This window comes from Streptomyces sp. NPDC043680, from assembly GCF_056436685.1.
On sequence record NZ_JBWKCE010000001.1, the window covers coordinates 364,166 to 384,323 of the forward strand.

At 72.3% G+C, this 20,158-nt stretch carries 18 protein-coding genes; 5 read left to right on the forward strand and 13 right to left on the reverse strand.

Annotation, left to right across the window (positions count from 1 at the left end; all coding sequences use genetic code 11):
* Window positions 1–50 precede the first annotated feature (50 nt).
* Complete coding sequence (locus tag AC0666_RS01635; RefSeq protein WP_361717734.1) at window positions 51–1,214, reverse strand: SDR family oxidoreductase; 1,164 nt, start codon at window positions 1,212–1,214, stop codon at window positions 51–53.
* Between the two features lie 192 nt (window positions 1,215–1,406).
* Here AC0666_RS01635 and AC0666_RS01640 point away from each other — a divergent pair, with 192 nt between their 5' ends.
* Both AC0666_RS01640 and AC0666_RS01645 read left to right on the forward strand, forming a co-directional pair.
* Window positions 1,407–2,831 (forward strand): zinc-dependent metalloprotease, encoded by a 1,425-nt coding sequence (locus AC0666_RS01640; RefSeq protein ID WP_478706907.1) that lies wholly within the window; start codon window positions 1,407–1,409, stop codon window positions 2,829–2,831.
* Window positions 2,828–3,352: an NUDIX hydrolase gene (locus AC0666_RS01645; protein ID WP_361717728.1), complete on the forward strand. Its 525-nt coding sequence runs from the start codon at window positions 2,828–2,830 to the stop codon at window positions 3,350–3,352. The genes AC0666_RS01640 and AC0666_RS01645 overlap by 4 nt, the downstream gene beginning before the upstream one ends.
* A 92-nt stretch (window positions 3,353–3,444) precedes the next feature.
* On the opposite strand, the gene AC0666_RS01650 is transcribed toward AC0666_RS01645, so the two are convergent.
* The 4 genes from AC0666_RS01650 to AC0666_RS01665 form a co-directional block, all read right to left on the reverse strand.
* Window positions 3,445–4,200 (reverse strand): AIM24 family protein, encoded by a 756-nt coding sequence (locus AC0666_RS01650; protein WP_356849847.1) that lies wholly within the window; start codon window positions 4,198–4,200, stop codon window positions 3,445–3,447.
* A gap of 17 nt (window positions 4,201–4,217) precedes the next feature.
* The gene (locus tag AC0666_RS01655) at window positions 4,218–4,898 is read right to left on the reverse strand and encodes an AIM24 family protein (protein WP_478706989.1); all 681 of its coding nucleotides are present in this window, start codon (window positions 4,896–4,898) and stop codon (window positions 4,218–4,220) included.
* 20 nt (window positions 4,899–4,918) lie between these two features.
* On the reverse strand, window positions 4,919–6,622 hold the full coding sequence (locus AC0666_RS01660; protein ID WP_478706908.1) for a TerD family protein: 1,704 nt from the start codon (window positions 6,620–6,622) through the stop codon (window positions 4,919–4,921).
* A gap of 131 nt (window positions 6,623–6,753) precedes the next feature.
* The gene (locus AC0666_RS01665) at window positions 6,754–7,398 is read right to left on the reverse strand and encodes a M48 metallopeptidase family protein (protein WP_478706909.1); all 645 of its coding nucleotides are present in this window, start codon (window positions 7,396–7,398) and stop codon (window positions 6,754–6,756) included.
* A 107-nt stretch (window positions 7,399–7,505) separates the two neighbouring features.
* Here AC0666_RS01665 and AC0666_RS01670 point away from each other — a divergent pair, with 107 nt between their 5' ends.
* On the forward strand, window positions 7,506–8,609 hold the full coding sequence (locus AC0666_RS01670) for a ThiF family adenylyltransferase (RefSeq protein ID WP_478706910.1): 1,104 nt from the start codon (window positions 7,506–7,508) through the stop codon (window positions 8,607–8,609).
* 8 nt (window positions 8,610–8,617) lie between these two features.
* Here the strand turns inward: AC0666_RS01670 and AC0666_RS01675 are convergent, their stop codons facing one another.
* Window positions 8,618–11,728, reverse strand: a complete 3,111-nt coding sequence (locus tag AC0666_RS01675; protein WP_478706911.1) for a tetratricopeptide repeat protein — start codon at window positions 11,726–11,728, stop codon at window positions 8,618–8,620.
* Between the two features lie 212 nt (window positions 11,729–11,940).
* Here AC0666_RS01675 and AC0666_RS01680 point away from each other — a divergent pair, with 212 nt between their 5' ends.
* Window positions 11,941–13,287, forward strand: coding sequence for an ABC1 kinase family protein (locus tag AC0666_RS01680; RefSeq protein ID WP_468963225.1), 1,347 nt, complete (start codon window positions 11,941–11,943; stop codon window positions 13,285–13,287).
* Window positions 13,288–13,324: 37 nt separating this feature from the next.
* On the opposite strand, the gene AC0666_RS01685 is transcribed toward AC0666_RS01680, so the two are convergent.
* From AC0666_RS01685 to AC0666_RS01705, 5 genes are all read right to left on the reverse strand, one after another.
* Entirely contained in the window at window positions 13,325–13,531 is a 207-nt protein-coding gene (locus tag AC0666_RS01685; RefSeq protein ID WP_468581533.1) for a hypothetical protein, read from the reverse strand.
* Window positions 13,532–13,630: 99 nt separating this feature from the next.
* Window positions 13,631–13,960 carry a hypothetical protein gene (locus AC0666_RS01690; protein WP_361717705.1) on the reverse strand — a complete coding sequence of 110 codons (330 nt, stop codon included), beginning with the start codon at window positions 13,958–13,960 and terminating at the stop codon, window positions 13,631–13,633.
* Window positions 13,957–14,328 (reverse strand): WhiB family transcriptional regulator, encoded by a 372-nt coding sequence (locus AC0666_RS01695; RefSeq protein WP_356849839.1) that lies wholly within the window; start codon window positions 14,326–14,328, stop codon window positions 13,957–13,959. Before AC0666_RS01695 ends, AC0666_RS01690 begins: the two co-directional genes overlap by 4 nt.
* A gap of 184 nt (window positions 14,329–14,512) precedes the next feature.
* Complete coding sequence (locus AC0666_RS01700) at window positions 14,513–14,833, reverse strand: hypothetical protein (RefSeq protein WP_361717702.1); 321 nt, start codon at window positions 14,831–14,833, stop codon at window positions 14,513–14,515.
* A 168-nt stretch (window positions 14,834–15,001) separates the two neighbouring features.
* Window positions 15,002–17,329: an ATP-dependent DNA helicase UvrD2 gene (locus AC0666_RS01705; protein WP_478706912.1), complete on the reverse strand. Its 2,328-nt coding sequence runs from the start codon at window positions 17,327–17,329 to the stop codon at window positions 15,002–15,004.
* On the opposite strand from AC0666_RS01705, the gene AC0666_RS01710 reads away from it, so the two are divergent.
* On the forward strand, window positions 17,328–17,588 hold the full coding sequence (locus tag AC0666_RS01710) for a mycoredoxin (RefSeq protein WP_356849836.1): 261 nt from the start codon (window positions 17,328–17,330) through the stop codon (window positions 17,586–17,588). The two genes, AC0666_RS01705 and AC0666_RS01710, sit on opposite strands and share 2 nt — an antisense overlap.
* A gap of 95 nt (window positions 17,589–17,683) precedes the next feature.
* Here AC0666_RS01710 and nudC read toward each other — a convergent pair whose 3' ends face one another.
* Window positions 17,684–18,625, reverse strand: coding sequence for an NAD(+) diphosphatase (gene nudC, locus AC0666_RS01715; RefSeq protein WP_361717696.1), 942 nt, complete (start codon window positions 18,623–18,625; stop codon window positions 17,684–17,686).
* Between the two features lie 120 nt (window positions 18,626–18,745).
* Entirely contained in the window at window positions 18,746–20,149 is a 1,404-nt protein-coding gene (locus AC0666_RS01720; protein WP_478706913.1) for a dipeptidase, read from the reverse strand.
* Between the last annotated feature and the right edge of the window lie 9 nt (window positions 20,150–20,158).

The window sequence follows — 20,158 nt, forward strand, 5'->3', positions numbered from 1 at the left end:
GCACTTGGGAGCCTCCTACAGGACCGCGCGCGCCCCTGGCAGCGCAGCGGTCAGATCCCGCGCCGCCGGCGGGCCCGGCGGACCACCGCGGCGGCTCCCAGCAGCGCGACCGTGGCACCCGCCGCACCTGCGGCCGTGGCGTCCTTGCGGCCGAGCCTGCGGCCCGCGACGGTGTGCCGGCCCGCGACCTCCTGCAGGAGCTCGGCCAGCACCTCCTCGTTCGTCCAGCGCGGCCGCCAGCCCGCCGCGTGCAGGCCGCTGACGCTGACCACCCAGGGGTGCATGGTGTACGCGAGGTCGCCCGCAGGGGACGGCGTGAGGCCGATGCGGTGCAGCCGGGCCGCCGCACCGAGGGCGACCGCGGACGGCAGCTCCATCCGGCGGATGCCGCTGAGCTCCTCGACCTCCTCCTGCTCCAGCCAGCCCTCGCAGCCCACCGCGAGCTCGCCCTCGACCTTCTCCAGGGCGGCGTACTCCAGGGCGCTGACCAGGTCCTCGACATGGCAGAACTGCCAGGTCGGCCGGGATCCGGCCACCACCAGCAGGCGCGGGGACTCGAAGTAGCGGGTCAGCGCCGTGTCGGTGCCGCCGACCAGCACGGCCGGGCGGATCACGGTCACGTTCAGCCCCGGGTGCGCACGCGGGGCCCGGCGGCCGAGCCGCTCGATCTCCAGCAGGTCGCCGACGCCGGTCGCCTCGGCCGTGGCCCGCAGCTCGGAGTCCTCCGAGAGCGGGATGTCGTTGTCCGGCAGGGCCCCGTAGACCATCGCCGAGGTGCAGAGCACGACCCGGTGCACCCCGGCCGCCGCGGCCGCCGTCAGGACGGTCTGGGTGCCGCGCACGTTGTACGCGGTACGGGCCGCCGGGTCCGTCTCCAGGTCCAGGTCCAGCGCGAGGTGGACCACCACGTCGGCGCCGCGGAGTTTCTCGGCGATCGCCGGGTCGCGTACGTCCAGGACGTGCCACTGCGCGGCCGCACAGTCGCCGCGCCGCTCGTCGATGGCGACGACCTGCTTGACCTCGTCGGAGTCGACCAGGCGGTTCACGAGTGCCGCCCCGACGCCGGAGGCGGCGCCCGTGACGGCGATCACGGGGCTCGGGCGTCGGGGGGCCGACTGGTTTCGCGGCTGGCGAACGCCCTGGGCGCCGTCACCGTGCTCAGGGCGGTCTTCGCCGTCGTGCGGCGGGCGAAGCTGCGGATCTGGGGAACTCACGGGGCGTCTCCAGCGGTTGTCTTCAGTAGGGACGCGCCGTGACGCGTGCCCACCAGTTGGCGTCCATCCTGCCGCAGCGCGGGAGTGGGTGGAGCACCGAGCCCGGAAGCGGGTCCGGTGTCTACGCTGGGTGGTGTTGTCGGACCATCGCCCGTCGGCTCCCGCCGGCGGCCCTACGAGCCGAGGAAACCCGTGAGCGACACCCCATTCGGATTCGGCCTTCCGCCGGAGGAGCCGGAGAACGGCGACGAGGGCAAGAAGAAGGGCAGTCAGGGCGGCCAGGGCGGCCCGAATCCGTTCGGGTTCCCCGGCGGCATGGGCCTGCCGGGCGGCGCCGGCGGCCCGGGCGGTGCGGACAATCCCTTCGCCGCGATGTTCGGCGCGATGAACCCGAACGACCTGGGGGCGGCCTTCCAGCAGCTCGGCCAGATGCTCAGCTACGAGGGCGGTCCCGTGAACTGGGACATGGCCAAGGACATCGCCCGCCAGACCGTGGCGCAGGGCACGGCGGACGGCGTCAAGGACACGAGCGTCGGCCTCGCCGAGAAGTCCGCGGTGGAGGAGGCCGTACGCCTCGCCGACCACTGGCTGGACGGGGTGACCTCGCTGCCCTCGGGCGCCACCACCGCCGTCGCGTGGAGCCGCGCCGAGTGGGTCGAAGCGACCCTCCCGGTGTGGAAGGAGCTCGTGGACCCGGTCGCCGAGCGCGTCGGCGCGGCCATGGGCAATGTGCTGCCCGAGGAGATGCAGGCCATGGCGGGCCCGCTGCTCGGCATGATGCGCTCGATGGGCGGGGCCATGTTCGGCCAGCAGATCGGGCAGGCCGTGGGCGTGCTCGCGGGCGAGGTCGTCGGCTCGACCGACATCGGCCTGCCGCTGGGCCCGGCCGGCAAGGCGGCGCTGCTCCCGCTGAACATCGAGGGCTTCGGCAAGGACCTCGGCGTCCCCTCCGAGGAGGTGCGCCTCTACCTGGCGCTGCGCGAGGCGGCCCACGCGCGGCTGTTCGCGCACGTGCCGTGGCTGCGTTCGCACCTGCTCGGCACGGTCGAGGGGTACGCGCGCGGCATCAAGGTCGACACCTCGAAGCTGGAGGACGTGGTCGGCCAGATCGACCCGACCAACCCGGAGCAGCTCCAGGAAGCGCTCCAGGGCGGCATGTTCCAGCCGCAGGACACCCCGGAGCAGAAGGCGGCCCTGGCCCGCCTGGAGACGGCCCTCGCGCTGGTCGAGGGCTGGGTGGACGCCGTCGTGCACGAGGCGGCCAAGCCCCGGCTGACCTCGGCGGACGCCATGCGCGAGACCATGCGCCGGCGGCGCGCCTCGGGCGGACCGGCGGAGCAGACCTTCGCGACCCTGATCGGCCTGGAGCTGCGCCCGCGCCGGCTGCGCGACGCCTCGCGGCTGTGGGCCTCCCTCACCGACGCGCGCGGCATGGAGGGCCGCGACGGGCTGTGGGAGCACCCGGACATGCTGCCGACGGCCTCCGACCTCGACGACCCGGACGGGTTCGTGCACCGCGAGCAGCTGGACTTCTCGGAGATCGACAAGATGCTCGGAGAGGCCGCGCAGAAGCGGGATCAGGGTGACGGCAAGGGCGAGGGCGAAGACCAGAAGTGAGCCTGCACGAAGACGCAGTCCGCGTCCTGGAGTCCTACGAGGACCAGCCCGACCTGCGCGACCTGTACCTGGAGCACCTCGGCACGCATCCCGACGGGGTGTACAAGCCCTGCACGGCCGGGCACATCACCGGCAGTGCGCTGGTGGTCGACCCGGAGCGGGGGCGCGTGCTGCTGACCCTGCACAAGAAGCTCGGCATGTGGCTCCAGATGGGCGGCCACTGCGAGCCCGGTGACACGACGCTGGCCTCGGCGGCGCTGCGGGAGGCCGTCGAGGAGTCCGGGATCGGCACGGGGCTGAGCCTGCTGCCGGGCGGCCCGGTGCGGCTGGACCGGCATCCGATCCCGGCACCGTGCAACTGGCACCTGGACGTGCAGTACGCGGCCCTGGCACCGGCCGGGGCCCTGGCCGAGATCAGCGAGGAGTCGCTCGACCTGCGCTGGTTCCCGTACGAGGAGGTGGCGTCGGTGGCCGACGCCTCGGTCGTACGGCTGGTGGAGGCGACCCGGGCGCGGCTCTGACGCCCTGGGGAGGATGGGTGAGGGGCGGTCCCGCGGATGCGGGCCGCCCCTCACTGCATGGCGGCCCGTGGGCCGCCGGTAATGCGTGGTGCTCAGTTCCAGGCGTTGTTCTGGTTCTGGGCGTGGGCGCCGTGCTGGCCCATGCCGAACTGGGCGGCGACGCCCTGGCCGAGCTGGGCGTTCTGCGGCGGCAGCACCTCGCTGGGCTGCACCAGCGCGAAACCGGTGCCGAGGAAGCTGAGCTCCCAGCCCTCGCCCGTGTTGCCGCGCCGCCGCCAGACGCCGCTGGAGTGCGTCTGGGCCTGCATCTGCACGCGCAGCGAGGTGGACCAGGCGACGATCGCGTCGGCGTCGGCGTTGACGTATTTGTCGGGCGTGACCTGCATCATCAGCGGCTGCCCGGAGGTCATCAGCGCGACCTTGCCGCGGCCGCTGATGTTGAGCTGGTACTTGCCCGAGCCGGAGATCCCGTACTGGCTGTCCACCGCGATGACCTCGGTGTGCAGCGTGGAGTCCAGCGCCAGCACGTAGCTGCTGTCGACGGTGAGGCCGTCGTGGTCCACGTCCACCACGTGCACGTACTGGGCGAGGTTGGCCAGGTAGACCGTGCCCTGCCCGGAGCAGCGCATCAGGTCCAGGCCCTCGCCGGTGCGGCTGCGGGCGGTGCGCTGGGTGGTGTTCTGGTACTCGCCGTCGAAGTCGATGATCCCCTGGTAGGCGACCATCGCGCCCTTTCGGGCCAGGACGTCGTCGGAGCCGCTCAGCGTGACCCGCAGCAGCTGCGGGTTCTGCACGGTGTACCGCTCCTGGGACTGCGCCTCGGCGTGGGCGAAAAGTGCGCTCTGCATGATGTGTCCGCTCCCCCTCAGCCCCGGGTCCGGAGCCGGTCGGTGCTGTCCTCGCTGGGCTGTACGACGACGATGCCCTGGCCGGAGAAGGCCATCTGGTAGGCCTCCCCGCTTCCTCGGCCGATCATCGACGAGGCCTTGAAGCTGCGCTTCCCCTTGACCTTGAGGTTCGGCGACCAGGCGACGAGCGCGTCCGGGTCGACGTACGTCTCGTCCTCGCCGCGGCCGCAGTCGACCACGATCGGGGTGCCCCGGGAGGTGATCGCGACCCAGCCGGTGCCGGCGATCTGCACGTTGAAGAGTCCCTGGCCGGCGAACTTGGCCATGCCCCTGACCCGCTCGACGCCCCACTGGAGGTGGGCGTCGAAGGCGAGCAGGTTGGTGCCGTTGACGGACAGCGCGTCGTTGTTGAGATTGATGACGACGACGTCCGCGCCGTAGTCGGCGAGGTAGAGCAGGCCGTCGCCGGTGCACTTCATCAGCGGTGCGCCCTCGCCGGTGAGCCACTGCGAGGCCATCTGGCGCAGGGCGGGCGGGTTGGGCTCGTACTGGACGAAGCCCTCGTAGGCGACCATCGATCCGGTGCGGGCGAAGAGGTCCTGGCCGCTCTGCATGGCGACCTTGAGCATGGCGCGGCCGTGGTTCTCCATGCGGGCCGTGACGGGGGTGGGGGCGTAGCCCGCGAGCTGCTGGTTCATTGCGTTCATGACGGGCTCCCTCAGACCTCGTACGGCTGGACGACGATGAAGTTGCCGGGGGCGCCGCGGAACTGGAGGTTCACGGTCTCCCCGCTGTGGCCGGGGTAGGCGTTGCGCCGCAGCCGGACCTGGCTGGAGACGATCACCTGCGAGGCGGCGGACCACGCGACGATGGCGTTGCTGTCGGCGAAGGTCGTCGGGGTGACGGGCAGGACGACGGGCACGCCGTGCGTCTTGACGATCACCGTGCCGGTGCCCTGGAAGAGCATGGTGAACAGCGCGCCGCCCGGGATGCCGTGGCCTTCGATCCGGCGGACCTCGTGCTGGAGGGACTCGTCGAAGGCGAGGACGGACTCGGCGGAGACGCAGATCCCGTCGCCTTGGAGCTCGATGGCGTGCAGGTGGGCGCCGTTCTCGGCGAGGAAGACCTGACCGCGGCCGCTGCAGCGCATCAGCTGCATCTCCTGGCCGGTGGCGTTGCCGACGATGCGGCCGGCGAAGCCCGCGCCCTTGTAGCTGAAGTCGACCTTGCCCTGGTAGAGCACCATGCTGCCCTGACGGGCGAGGACGGGCTGGCCGCCCATCGACAGGTCGACGCGCATGAGCTGCTGGTTCTGCGGGGTCCAGCGGGCGCCGGTGGGGGCTTCCTTGTACGGCTGGAGGGCGGCGGCGAGGCCGGCTCCGGCGGCGTGCGGGGCAGCGGCGTTCGGGGCGCCTGCGTGCGGCGGGACCTGCCCGTAGCCGGGCTGCTGGCCGTACGGGGGCGGCTGCTGGCCGGGGACCTGGCCGTAAGGCGCGGGGGCCGGGGCGGGCGGCGGCACCTGGCCGTAGCCGGGCTGCTGGCCGTAACCCTGCTGCTGGCCGTGGCCGGGCAGCTGGCCGTACGAGGGCGGGTCGGCCTGCTGCGGAGGCTGGGGCGGCTGACCGTACGCCGGGGCGGGCGCGCCCAGCGGCGCGACCATGGTGGGCGCCGAGTGCACCGGGGCCGCCGGCCCGGGGGGAGCCGGGGGCTGCTGGTACTGCGGGGCGGGGGCCGGAGGTTGCGGGGCAGGCGCCTGGGCGGCGGGCGCCTGCGGGGCGGGGGCCTGGACCGGGGCGCCGAAGGACGGCGCGGGAGCGGCGCCCTGCGGCGGCGGGGCGAATCCGGGCGCGGCGCCGCTCTGGGCCGGAGGCTGGGCCTGCGCGGGCTGCTCCTCCTCGGCGACCTCTCCGCCGAAGTTCTCCAGCAGGGCGGCGAGGCCGCCGTCGAAGCCCTGGCCCACGGCGGCGAAGCGCCACACGTCCTTCAGGTAGAAGTCGCCGATCATCAGCGCCCGCTCGGTGCTGAACTCCGCACCGGTGAAGGAGTAGCGGACGACTTCCTCGCCGCCCGCCACGATGCGGATGTAGCCGGGGCCGATCTGCGACATCTGTCCGGGGCCGTCGATGGAGGCGGCGAAGGACAGCTTGTGGATGTTCGCCGGGATGCGGTCCAGCGTCACCCGGAAGGACTCGGTGTCACCGGCCTGGGCGCCGAGCTGCTGGATGGACTCCTCGGGCGACTTCGGCTGGTTGTAGAAGACGAAGTAGCGGTCGTCCGACAACTGCTCATGGGCGTCGAGACCGAAGCAGCTGATGTCGATGGCGAGTCCCGGCCCGGCGATCTGGACGCCTACGTACAGGTCCGTGCCTGCCGTCAGATCGCTGATCCTGGCCTTGTGACCGCGTTGGAATTCCCTGGCCATACGTAACGACCGTCCCCCATCCCGACAGTGAATTGCGTGGCGCTCAGGCTAGCCGCAACTGCCGACATCCGGCCAAGCCGGTACCGATCCGGTACATCCCGTCCCAGCCGCCGCCCGGGGTGTGGCCGCGGTCATTCGCCCCGGGCGGCGGGAACCGCGGGAAGGCGTTCGGCGGCGACGATTCCCTCCAGATAGCCGCGGGCCCGCTCGGTGCGCGGATAGGCCGCCAGCAACTCCCAGAAACGCGGCCCGTGTCCGGGCACGAGGAGGTGGGCCAGCTCGTGCAGCAGTACGTAGTCGACCACGTACTCGGGCATCCCCTGGAGGCGGTGCGAGAGCCGGATGCTGCCCTCGGCGGGGGTGCAGGAGCCCCAGCGGGTGTTCTGGTTGGTGACCCAGCGCACGGAGCGGGGACGGGCCCGGGAGCCGAAGTACTGCTCGGACAAACGCTCGGCGCGCGCGGTGAGTTCCCCGTCTCCCAGGGTGCGCTTGTTCTCCTGGGCCGCCAGCTTGTCGAGCATCACGCCCACCCAGCGCCGCTCCTCCGCCTCCGACATCCGGGCAGGGATGAGGACGACCGTACGGTCACCCTCGCGGTAGGCGGATACGGTCCTGCGGCGGCGCGCGCTCCGGCGAACTTCGACGGCGCGCTGGGGTGGGTCGGCGGACACGCCCAAGACCGTACCTGCTCGCCGCGGCCGAAGTCCCCCTGCTCCACGCTTCGAACATGATCGATTCCGCGGTGGCGCAGGAAACACACCATTTCTCCATCTCATATGCCTAATAGGGCTTGCCTGTGGACAAATACGGACGGGAAATCCGGGGGGCGGGCACTCTGCGGAGGAGCGGAAATCCAGAGCGGGATTCTGACAAGGGGACGGCCATGTATCCGAAGGTGAAGCCGGCGCTGGCGAGGGCCTGGCGGGATCTGCAGACGGTGCAGTTCGGGGTGACGCCCGCGCATGCGGTGGTGCTGGAACCGGTGGACACGGCGACCGGATCGCTCATCGAGCGGATCGACGGGACGCGGGGGATGGAGCTGCTGCGGGCTGAGGCGGCGGGGATGGGGTTGCCGGAGGGCCAGGTGGACGGGCTGGTCCGGCGACTGGCATCGGCCGGGCTGCTCGACGACGCCACGGCGGGCGGCCCACGGGCCCAGGACATGCGCCGGCGCCCGAAGGAGCTGGAGCGGCTCGGGCCCGATCTGGGCTCCCTCTCCCTGGTCCACCGCGAACCGGGGGGCAACCTGCGGGGGGCTGCGGCGCGCCGGCAGATAAGAGTGCAGGTGCGCGGCAGCGGCCGGGTGGGCGCGGTGATCGCGGCGGTCCTGGCGGGAGCGGGCGTGGGCCGGGTCGAAGTGCTCGACGGCGGCCGGGTCGAGCCGGGGGACGTGGCCCCGGGCGGGCTGGGACCGGCCGGCGTGGGCCGGCTGCGGGCCGAGGCCGCGGCCGGGCTGGTGCGGGCGTCGGCTCCGGGGCGCGCGCCGCGGGCCGAGGAGCGCGAGGGCCCCGAGCCCGGGTTGGCCCTGGTGGTGGTCGCACCCCGGGACGGGCTGCATGCCTGGGCCCCGGATCCGGGCACGGCCGCCGACTGGATCGCCACGGGCACGCCCCACCTGTACGCCGGGGTGCTGGAGGGCACGGGAGTGGTGGGGCCGCTGGTGCTGCCGGGTGCCACGGCCTGCGCGGGCTGTATGGAGCGGGACCGGGTCGCGCAGGATCCCGCCTGGCCCCGGATGCTGGTCCAGTGGCGATCGGCGCACCGCCGCCGGGCCGGCGGAGCCTGCGACCTGGGCCTGTCCACGGCGGTGGCGGGCCTGGCCGCGGCCCACGCCCTGTCCTTCCTCGACGGCGAACTCCCGGCCTCCACCGCCTCCCGCTGGGAGGCGGCCCTCCCGGGGCTGCACTGGGAGCGCACGGACGTCCGCCCCGACCCGGAGTGCCCGTGTGGCGCGGCGGTCCCGGTGGAAGAGGCGGTGCCGTCATGAGGAGGCTGTTACGACGGCTCCGCGATCCTGTCCTCGACGGTGCGACAGAGCGCTTCGAGGCGGGGCTGCGCCGAGGGGACCACCAGCGCCAGGCTGCGCAGGGCGGCGACCATCTCACGCATCTGCCCAGGAGGCGGATTGCAGCCGAGGAACTCCGCAAGATTCTGCTCGGCCTGCTCCCACCTCGGCCAGAGGCAGTGCGCAAGCAGGAGATTGCCCACATCGGAAGTGGAACGGTCACCTGCGTCGCCAGTGGCGAGGATCTCGACCGTGCGCGCCAGCTCTCCGTCCCGATCCGGGTGCCGCAGCGCGTGCAGCACGACGGCCTTCTCGTAATGCGTCCAGGCGAAGCCCGGTTCGAGCCCGGTGGCGCGGGTGAGGTCGGCCAGAGCCTCGTCGTACCGGCCGAGCAGACGGTAGGTGAGTCCTCGGGCGGTGAGGGCGGATGCGCTGGCCGGCCGGAGTGCGGCGGCCACGCCGTAGTCCGCCAAGGCCTCCTCGTACCGGCCCAGCAGGCGATGGACATCACCCCGCTTGGTGGCTGCCCAGTGGTCGTCGGGACGGAGCTCGCCGAGGCGCACGAAGTCGGCCAGTGCCCCCTCGAAGCGACCGAGCTTCTCAAGCAGCGAGGCCCGCAGGTGGAGAGCCCAGTGGTCGTCCGGGGCGCGCTCGACGACCCGGTCGAAGTCGGCCAATGCCTCCTCGTGCCGGGCCATCAACCGGAAGGTCTCACCCCGTCCGGTGAGGGCCCAGCTGGAATCCGGCTCGCGTTCGATGGCCCGGTCGAAGTCGGCCAGCGCCTCGTCGTACCGCTGCATCGATCGGTGGATGTCGCCTTTGCAGGCGAGGGCCCAGGCACTGTCGGGCCTCAGTTCAAGGGCGCGCCGGAAGTCGGCCAGCGCCTCCTCGTACCGCCCCAGGTATCGGTGCACGAGCCCGCGGCTGGTGAAGGCCGGGTAGTAGTCCGGGGCCAGTTCGATGGCATGGTCGAAGTCCGCCAACGCCTGCTCATAGCGTCCCCCGAGGGTGTGGGTGTTCCCCCGGTTCACGCAGGCCCATGCGCTCCCGCCCCCGGTCTCCATGGCACGGGTGAAGTCCGCCGTGGCTTCCTCGTGCCGTCCCGTCAGCTGGTGGACGATCCCGCGGATGGTGAGCACCCAGTGCACGGTCGGGTCGAGCTCGACGGCGCGGTCGAGATCGGCCAGCGCCTCTTCGAACCGCTCGGCAAAGCGGTACGAGACCCCGCGGTTGGCCAGCGTCAGGAAGTCGCCGGGCTTGAGTTCGAGCGCGCGCGAGTAGTCCGCGATCGCCTCCTCGTACCGCTCCATGAGCTCGTGCGTCCGTCCGAGGCCGAAGTGGACGCGGGCGGCTTCGGGATCCAGGGCGAGTGCCTGGGCGTAGTCGGTCAAGGCTTGCGGATATCGCCCGGCGTTGCGGTGGTCTCGGGCACGGAGGGTCAGGGCCAGGCACCGGCCGTCGGGGGCGAGTCCGGCTCGGGTCAGGAGAAGGGTCAGGGTGGCGGTACCGGGGTCGGGCCGGCCCAGGGCCGTCTGGAGCCGCTCGCCCCAGCCGGTCAGGTCGCCGGATTCGGTGTCGCGGCCGGCCCTGACCACCACCTGTACCCAGCGGTGCAGCGTGGTCACGTCGTGGTCGTAGGCGTCGAGGAGTTCCCGCAGGGCGGCCGGCATGGCGCCACGGGGGGCGGCGCAGAGCCGGTGGTAGGTCTCCTGCAGGCGGTGTCCGCGCCAGCTCTCGTCCGACCACCAGCCGTCGGCCGGGGTGGCGGCCTCCTCCAGCCGGGCGCGGCGCTGCCCGAAGGCGCCGGCGAGCCGGGTGTGCAGCTGCTCCCAGCGGGCCGGGGACTGCCTGCGCTGCAGGCGCAGCATGGTGCTGCGGACCACCTCGTGGTAGCGGCAGTGGCCCGAGCGGTCGGTGACGAAGGGCATCGACCGGAGCCAGCCGAAGAGTTCGGCGGCCTCTTCCTCGACGGCAGCCCGGTACACGTCCTCGTCCAGCTCCTGGGGAAAGGCACAGGCCAGGGCTGCGGCTCGGCGGGCGGGGTCGGTTTCCCACTTCAGGAACCGCTCGACGGCGGTGCCGCTGGGGTCCCCGATCTCCTCCACCGTGCCGGGCTGGGCCTCGGCCAGGGTGGAGACCAGGACCGGGAGCCGCCCGGACAGGTGCAGGATCATCTCGACGACCCGTTCGTCCGTCACACCCTTGCCCGTCAGCAGTTGGCGGGCTTCGGAGTCCGTGAACACCTCCAGCGGCCAGTCGGTGACCAGGTCGCGCCAGTCCTCCCAGCAGCGGGCGGCCAGTGGCGCCTGCCCGGCCAGGGTGACGAGTACGTTCGCGGGCAGTTCGCCGTGGCGGTCGCTGACCAGCACGTCACGCAGCCAGGTGTCGAGCATCGGGCCGGTGCGCTCATAGGTGTCGAAGAACAGCGCGACCCACGGATGTCTGCGGGCCACCTCGCCGAGCTCTTCAAGGAAGACCGGGGCCAGGGCGTCCACGGGGGACAGCACCAGCTCGACATCGCCGTGGCTGCGCAGGCGGGTGCTGAGGAGGGTCTTGACCCGGTCGGCGCCGGCGGCGAGCTGGTTCGGGTCGACCGCACCGGTGAAGGCGCCGACCCCCGGGATCATGCCCAGCCCGACCAGCCCCAGCTGCGAGGCGATCACGCTGGACGGGGACGGGGACGGCCCGCCGCCGGCTGCCGCGTCCGCCCCGGCCACGGCCACGGCCGAGGCGACCCCGGCATCGGCCTCGTGCCGGCGCTGGCGATAGGTGGACAGCAGTTTGTCGAAGTTCTTGAGCGCCGCTCCCTGCTGGGTGAACTGGGCGCTGATGACCTCCATCGTCTCGATCACGTCCGCGACCGACTCGTCCACGTAGGCAGTGATCGCCCCACCCTCGCGGGCCGTGGTGTCCAGCTGGCGCACCAGGGTGGACTTGCCGACGCCGGCCGGGCCGCGGATGTGGAAGAGGAACTGCGCCGCCTCCTGGGGCGGTTGCCGCAGGACCTCGCGGAACGCCGTGACCTGCCCCTGGCGCCCGATGAAGCCGCTGGAGCGCCGCCGTCGGATCAGCTCCTGCCTCGAAGGCCCCCGCACCGCCATCCGCAGCCCTTTCGGCTCACTGCTCGACCCACTGTCCGGCCATGCTGTCCCATGGGGGTGAACGCTGTCCGGCAGACGGCCCGGTTCCCGCCATCCGCCGGCGGCCGACTCGGCCAGGGGGGCGCGGGAAGGCCATGACAGGATGCAAGGGGCCGAGGGCGCCGCGCTGAAACGCCTTGTGGGGCGCAGCTGTCTGGGATTTGGAGGGGCGTATGTCTGATCTTCCCCGGAAGGCGGTCACCCGTACCGTCAAGCTGGCCGCGCTGCCGCTCGGCATCGCGGGCCGGGTCACTTGGGGGCTGGGGAAGCGGATCGGGGGCAAGTCGGCGGAGATCGTGGCGCGCGAGCTCCAACAGCGCACCGCCGACCAGCTGTTCCGCACCCTCGGGGAGTTGAAGGGCGGTGCCATGAAGTTCGGGCAGGCCCTCTCGGTCTTCGAGTCGGCCCTGCCCGAGGAGGTCGCCGGGCCGTACCGGGCGGCGCTGACCAAGCTGCAGGAGGCGGCGCCGCCGCTTCCCGCGGCGACGGTGCACCAGGTGCTGGCGGACCGGCTGGGCGCCGACTGGCGGGACCTGTTCGAGCAGTTCGAGGACAAGCCGGCCGCGGCGGCCTCGATCGGGCAAGTGCACCGGGCGGTCTGGCACGACGGCCGGCAGGTCGCGGTCAAGGTCCAGTATCCGGGCGCCGGAGAGGCACTCCTCTCCGACTTGAAGCAACTGGGCCGGTTCGCCGGACTGCTGGGGCCGCTGATACCCGGCATGGACATGAAGCCTTTGATCAAGGAACTGCGCGACCGGGTCTCGGAGGAGCTGGACTACGAGCTCGAAGCGGAGGCGCAGCGGACGCACGCCGATGCGTTCGAGGGCGACGCGGACGTGGTAGTACCGGATGTCGTGCACCAGGGCGACCAGGTGCTGGTGACCGAGTGGATGGAAGGCACCCCGCTGTCGGAGGTGATAGCCGACGGCACCCAGGAGGAGCGCGACCGCGCCGGACAGCTGCTGGCCCGGTTCCTCTTCTCCGGGCCCGCGCGCACGGGCCTGCTGCACGCGGACCCGCACCCGGGCAACTTCCGCCTGATACAGGGGGCGGACGGCCGGACGCGGCTGGGCGTGCTGGACTTCGGCACCGTCGACCGGCTTCCGGGCGGCTGGCCCAAGCCCATCGGTACCTCGCTGCGGATGACGCTGGAGGGGGATGCCCAGGGGATCTACGGGCACCTGTGCGCGGAAGGTTTCGTACGCGAGTCCATCGAGCTCGATCCGGATGCGGTGCTGGACTACCTGAAGCCCATCATCGAGCCCGCCGAGGCGGAGGAGTTCACCTTCACGCGGCCGTGGCTGCGCGGCCAGGCGGCTCGGATCGCGGATCCCCGTTCCCCCGCACACCAGTTGGGACGGCAGATCAACCTGCCGCCCTCGTACCTGCTGATCCACCGGGTGACGCTGAGCACCATCGGGGTGCTGTGCCAGCTGGGCGCGACGGTGCGGCTGCGGGACGAACTGGACTCCTGGCTCCCGGGCTTCTCGTCCGAGGACCGGGTGCAGGACCGGGATTAGTCCCGGCTGCCGCGCGCCCCGCGGCCGGCCGGCCGGTTCACCACCAGGAGGAGTCGAGGCGGCCCTCGATCGCGCGGAGGTTGGCCCGCGCGCAGTCGACGCAGAAGAACTGTCTGGTCCCGTTCTCCACCGAGCAGGTCCAGGTGGGCGGGGCGCCGTCAGGGGCCTTCTTGCCGCAGCTCGCGCAGACGACGGGTTCGGCCTGGGGTCCCGACGGGGCAGGGTGGGGAGTCGGCTGGTCCACCTCCAGACGATACCTCCGCGCAGGGCGCGGACCCTTCCGCAACGCACCGGGGGGACCGGTCCCTTCGGGACCGGTCCCCCCGGTGGCTGTTCTCGGCTCTTAGTGCATGACGGCCATGGCCAGCGCGCGGCGGGCGCGCAGCGAGACGCGCTCGGCTCGCCGCTGCATGCGGCGGGCGGCGACCAGGCGCAGGGCGCGACGCTCGGCGTCGGCCTCACGCATGCGGTCGTCCATATGGGCACGGGCCAGGGCTTCTGGGATGAGTTGCATTTCGCGGGTCCTGTTCTGACGCGAGGTGATCGCGCCGGCGGTGATGAAGTCTGCGGTGGCGGAGCCGTTCGGCTGCTCGCTCGTGGTGAGGGCGGTCATGGGGGCCTGCTTCAGGGGGTCGTGCGTCAGGGGGCGGTCGATGGTTCCGATGGCGGTCATGCCGCGACAACCGGGTTCTTGCGCGGGCGGCCACGGGGACGCTTGCGGGCTACGACCACGCCCTGGACGAACAGCTCGCCACCCCAGACACCCCAGGGCTCGCGGCGCTCGATCGCCCCGGCGAGGCAGGCCTCGACCAGCGGGCAGGTCCGGCAGAGCGACTTCGCGTACTCGACGTCGGCCGGGGACTCGGCGAAGAAGACCTCGGGGTCGTAGGTACGACAGGCAACGGGTACGCCGAGGTTCTCGATGGCGTCGTCGAGCGCGGTGAGCGCGGTGAGGGGAGTCAAGGTGGAGTCCTCCGGGACTGCGGGCGGGGAGATCGTCTGGGTCTGCGGTACGGACGGGGCGTGCGCTTCGAGTTGCACGGTGTTTTCTTCCTCGTCTTGATCGGCTAGTCGGTCCGGCCCGGTTCGGCCGGGGGCGGCTGGTACCTGGTCTTGCCAGTCCCGAGGCTCCTTCGTGCTGTCGTCCCCATTCGGGGACAAACAGAAGGGCCGCGGATCCCGGGTGGGGTTCCGCGGCCCTGAAGGCGCCGGCCTGATCGTCAGATCAGGCTGGATCACTCCAGGGTTCGAGCCCACGGAAGGCCCACATCAGGTGGTGCTGCTGCTTCGTCTGCGTCGTCTGGGATCCGGCACCGGCTGCGGCCGCGAAGCCATAGGCGCCATGCGCCTGGGCTTCCGCTACTGCCACCGGTGCCTGGGTCGGTCGCTCATTCCGCTCACGCACGGGAAGCGTGGCCAGGAGGGCACGGCTGTCAGCGGAAATCGCGGACAGACCGGTACCCAGGAGCGAAGCGGAGGAGCCGAGCAGGCAGGAGGCGGCAACCGAGCGATCGGTCATTTTGGTGCTGGTGATGAAGCTGGTCACTGGTCTCGCCTCCTCTCGGCGTCTCGGGGAGCTGGGCCCGAGGGCCCGTCCCATGCGTATTCGGATAAGTACAGCACGGATCCAGGGCTTCGAAGAAGCCACCGTTTCCGTTGCTAAGAACCTATGGGGATCCGCTGGGCATGTGCAAACTATTTTTCCGACGAGTTTCTACGCGTCGTCAGCATCCGCACCCCCAGGCGCCTGACCTGCACAGATGGCCAACACCTCGGCTCCGTACCGGTCAAGCTTGCGGCCGCCCACTCCCGAGATCATCGAGAGCTCTCCCGCCTCGGACGGCGCGGCCTCCGCGATGGCCATGAGCGTCTTGTCCGTGAAGACGCAGTATGGGGGCAGTCCCTGCTCCTTCGACCGGTCCGCGCGCCACTCCCGCAGCCGCTCGTAAAGGCCCTCGTCCATGTCCGACGGGCAGTCCTCGCAGCGCATCAGCTTCAGCTCGCCGGCCTCGGTCAGGGTCTTGCCGCAGACCCGGCAGCGCACCGGCCCGCGGCGGCCCCGCTTGCGGGCCGGCTGCTCGCCCGCGGCGGCCACCCGGCTTCCCGGGAGCGCGGAGCCCGGCCGCAGCCCGTTCAGGAAGCGGCTGGCACGTCGGGAGGCCCGGCCGCCCGGGGAGCGGGAGAGCGCCCAGGACAGGGTCAGGTGGTGGCGGGCCCGCGTGACACCGACGTACAGGAGCCGACGCTCCTCCTCGACCTGCTCGTCGGTCTTGGCGTAGGTGATCGGCACCATGCCGTCGGTGAGGCCGACCAGGAACACGGCATCCCACTCCAGGCCCTTCGCCGCATGCAGCGAGGCCAGGGTGACGCCCTGGACGGTCGGAGCGTGCTGGGCGGCCCTGCGCTCGTCCAGCTCGATCACCAGGTCGGCCAGGGTGGCCCCCGGGCGCGCCCGGGAGAAGTCCTCGGCGAGCCGGACCAGCGCCGCCACGGATTCCCACTGCTCGCGCACCGCGCCGGAGCCGGCGGGCGGCTCGGCCGGCCAGCCGGTGGAGCTGAGCACGGCCCGCACCTGGGAGCCGAGCTCGACGACGTCGTCGAGCAGCGGGTCGTTCCCGCCGGAGCGGGCGGCGCCGCGCAGCGCGAGGATCGCCTTCTGCACCTCGTTCCGCTCGAAGAAGCGCTCCGCGCCGCGCAGCTGGTACGGGACGCCGGCGTCGGCGAGGGCCTGCTCGTAGACCTCGGACTGGGCGTTGATGCGGTACAGCACGGCGATCTCGCCGGCCGGGACGCCGGCCGCGATCAGGTCACGGATCCGCGCGGCGACGCCCTCGGCCTCGGCGGGCTCGTCCGGGTACTCCGCGTAGACCGGGTCGGGGCCGGGCTCGCGCTGGGAGACCAGCTCCAGGCGGTGCTCGGCGGCGCGCCCCTTGGCCTGGCGCAGCAGCCCGTTGGCGAGGTGGACGACCTGGGGGGTGGACCGGTAGTCGCGGACCAGCTTGACCACCGTCGCCTGCGGGTAGCGGGTGCGGAAGTTGAGCAGGTGGTCGGGGGTGGCCCCGGTGAAGGAGTAGATGGTCTGGCTGGCGTCCCCGACGACGCAGAGGCTGTCGCGCTCGCCGAGCCACAGCTCCAGCAGCCGCTGCTGGAGCGGGCTGACGTCCTGGTACTCGTCGACGACGAAGTGCTGGTACTGGGCGCGGATCTGCTCGGCGATGTCGTGGCGGTCCTGCAGGATGCCGACGGTGAGCAGCAGCACGTCCTCGAAGTCGATCATGCCGCGGTCGCGCTTGAGCTGCTCGTACGTCCCGTAGATCTGGGCGATCTCCGCCATGTCCCGGGGGGCTTCGCGGCCGGCTTTGATCGCGGCCGCCGGATAGTCGGCGGGTACGGTCTGGGTGACCTTCGCCCACTCGATCTCGCCGGTGACATCGCGCAGCTCGCCGCGGTCGAGCCGGATGCGGCAGCGGGCACCCGCCTCGGCGACGAGCTGGACCTTGCGCTCGACGAGCCGCGGCACCTCGCCGCCGATCGCCTTGGGCCAGAAGTACTGGAGCTGGCGCAGGGCGGCGGAGTGGAAGGTGCGCGCCTGGACCCCGCCCGCGCCGAGGGAGCGCAGGCGGCCGCGCATCTCGCCGGCGGCGCGGTTGGTGAAGGTGACGGCAAGCACACTGGCCGGCATGAGCCGCCCGGAGCGGACGCCGTAGGCGATGCGGTGTGTGATCGCCCGGGTCTTGCCCGTCCCGGCGCCCGCCAGGACGCACACCGGCCCGCGCAGGGTCGTCGCGACCTCGCGCTGCTCCGGGTCCAGGCCCAGGAGCACCGCGTCGGCCGACTCGGCGTCGGCTGGGAGGGAAGGGAAGTGCGTTGCTGCTGTCACCCCGCCATGCTGCCAGGTCGCCCGGGGCGGACGGGAAATCCGTCCACAGGCCGACCGTATTCGTCGTACTTGACGGACCCGGTGCACCACGGGTGCGGGAATGGCACCGCACTCCCGTACGTTCGAGTACTCGGACCACCCAGACCACAGAGGAGCGAGCATGCAGGACACGGGTTCCGTGACGATGTACAGCACGACCTGGTGCGGCTACTGCCGCCGGCTGAAGACCCAGCTGGACCGGGAAGGCATCGCGTACAACGAGATCAACATCGAGCTGGACCCCGAGTCCGCCGCTTTCGTCGAGAAGGCGAACAACGGCAACCAGACGGTTCCGACCGTGCTCGTCGTCTCCCCCGCCGGCAGCGAGTCGGTCATGACGAACCCGAGCCTCGCCCAGGTCAAGCAGGCCCTCGCCGTCTGATCCCGCTGATCCGCCTGCGCGCCCCGCGCACCCGGAGCCCAGAAAGGCCCCCGCCGCGGCGGGGGCCTTCTGCTGTGACGAACGACGCCTGCGCGCTACGCGAGCGGCTTCGGCAGCGGCTCGCCGTACCAGCGTTCCACCAGGCGGGCCGCGATGGAGATGCCCGACGGGGGGATCACCGCGCCCGACTCGAACGCCGCGCGCAGCTCCTCGCGGGAGAACCAGCGGGCCTCCTCGATCTCCTCGCCGTCGACCGTGATCTCGGAGCTGACGGCGCGGGCCGTGAAGCCCAGCATCAGGCTGTACGGGAACGGCCAGGGCTGGCTGGCGACGTACTCGACCTCGCCGACCTTGACGCCGGCCTCCTCCCACACCTCCCGGACCACCGACTGCTCGATCGATTCGCCCGGCTCCACGAAGCCGGCCAGCGTCGAGAAGCGCCCTTCCGGCCAGTGCACCTGGCGGCCCAGCAGGGCCCGGTCGTGCTCGTCGGTGACGAGCATGATCACGGCCGGGTCGGTGCGCGGGTAGTGCTCGGCGCCGCAGCCCGGGCAACGGCGGATGTGCCCGGCCGCCGCGACGACCGTGCGCTCGCCGCAGCGGGAGCAGAAGCGGTGCATCCGCTGCCAGTTCTCCAGGGCCACCGCGTGGACCATCAGCCCGGCGTCGCGCGGGGACAGCAGCAGGCCCGCCTCGCGCAGGCCGGCCGGGCGGGCCGACTGGTCCATCCGGCCCGGCAGCGAGTCCTTCTGCAGCGCGAAGTACCGCACGCCGTCCTCGTCGGTGCCCAGGAAGTACCGGTGCGTCTCGGTGAGCGGGGCCTCGAAGGCCGGGGTCATCACGATCCCGGTCTCTCCGTCGGGGGTGTCGTCGATCAGGACCTGGCCGCCGGAGACGACGAAGACGCGCGTGGTCGGGTGGCTCCAGGCGGCGGCGAGCCAGGCCTCGTCGAGGCGGTGGTGTGCGGCGCGGTCGATTCCGCTGGCCGCGGCGAGCGAGAGAGGGCGCTCGGTGTGCGTGCTCACAGGTACTTCCAACTCCCCCGGTGGTGGGACAGACAGGCAGGCTCGGTGAAACGTGGACGGTGGTGAGCCGGGGACGCCGCGTGTGGCGCTGTGGCGCTGTGGCGCGGCGGTCCCGGGCGGGCTGGGGTGGTCTCAGGCGGGCTTCCCCCGGGCGCCGAGATCACCCCACAGGTACGCGGCCGTCTCCACCCCCTTGAGGAGGAGGTCCAGCTCGACCTTCTCGTTCGGCGCATGCCAGCCGTCGGACGGCACGGAGATGCCGAGGAACAGGACGGGCGCGTCCAGGACGTCCTGGAGGTCCGCCGCCGGTCCCGAGCCGCCCTCGCGGGTGAAGCGGACCTTCTCGCCGAAGGCGCGGCCCATGGCCCGTACGACCGACTGCAGCGCCGGGTGGTCCAGCGGCGTCAGGCACGGCCGGGTGGGGGCGCCGAACACGATGGAATGCCGGATCCCCTCCGGGATCCGGGCGGCGACCCAGTCCCTGACGGCCGCCTCGACCTCGTACGGGTCCTGCCCGGACACCAGGCGGAACGAGAGCTTCAGGTGCGCGGAGGCGGGCACGATGGTCTTGCCGCCGGGGCCCTGGTAGCCGCCGCCGATGCCGTTGACCTCGGCGGTCGGGCGGGCCCAGACCCGCTCCAGGGTGGAGTAGCCCCGCTCGCCCGCGGTGGCGTGGGACTTGGCCGTACGCAGCCACTCGGACTCGTCGAACGGCAGCTCGGCGATCAGCGCCCGCTCCTCGTCGGTGAGCTCGGCGATGTTGTCGTAGAAGCCGGGGATGGTCACGCGCTCGTCGGCGTCGTGCAGCGCCGCGACCAGGCGGGCGGCGACGGTGGCCGGATTGGGCACGGCCCCGCCGAAGGCGCCGGAGTGGATGTCCTGGTCGGGCCCGTGCAGGTCGATCTCGCAGTCGGCGACGCCGCGCATGCCGGTGCAGACGGTGGGGGTGGTCTCGGACCACATGCCGGTGTCGGAGACGATCACGACGTCGGCGGCCAGGCGCGAGGCCTCCCGCTCGACCAGGGCCCGGAAGTTCGGGGAGCCCGACTCCTCCTCGCCCTCGACCAGCAGCTTGAGGTGCACGGCGGGAGCGGTGGCGCCGGTGGCGGCCAGGTGGGCCCGTACGCCCAAGGTGTGGAAGAACACCTGGCCCTTGTCATCGGCGGCTCCGCGCCCGTACATCCGGCCGTCCCGGACGACCGGCTCGAAGGGGTCGGTGTGCCAGCCGTCGGCCAGGGCGGCGGGCTGCACGTCGTGGTGTCCGTAGACGAGGACGGTGGGCGCGTCCGGGTCCTCGCTGGGCCACTCCGCGAAGACGGCGGGCGCGCCGGGCGTCGGCCATATCTCGGCGACCGGGAAGCCGGTCTCCTTGAGCTTCGCGGCGAGCCACTCGGCGCTGCGCCGTACGTCGTCCGCGTGCTCCGGCTGCGCCGAGACGGAGGGGATGCGCAGCCACTCGGCGAGGTCGTCGAGGAAGGCGGCGCGGTGCGTGTCGATGTACGTGCGGACGACGCTGTCCGCCGGGATTTCGCTCATGCCCATGAG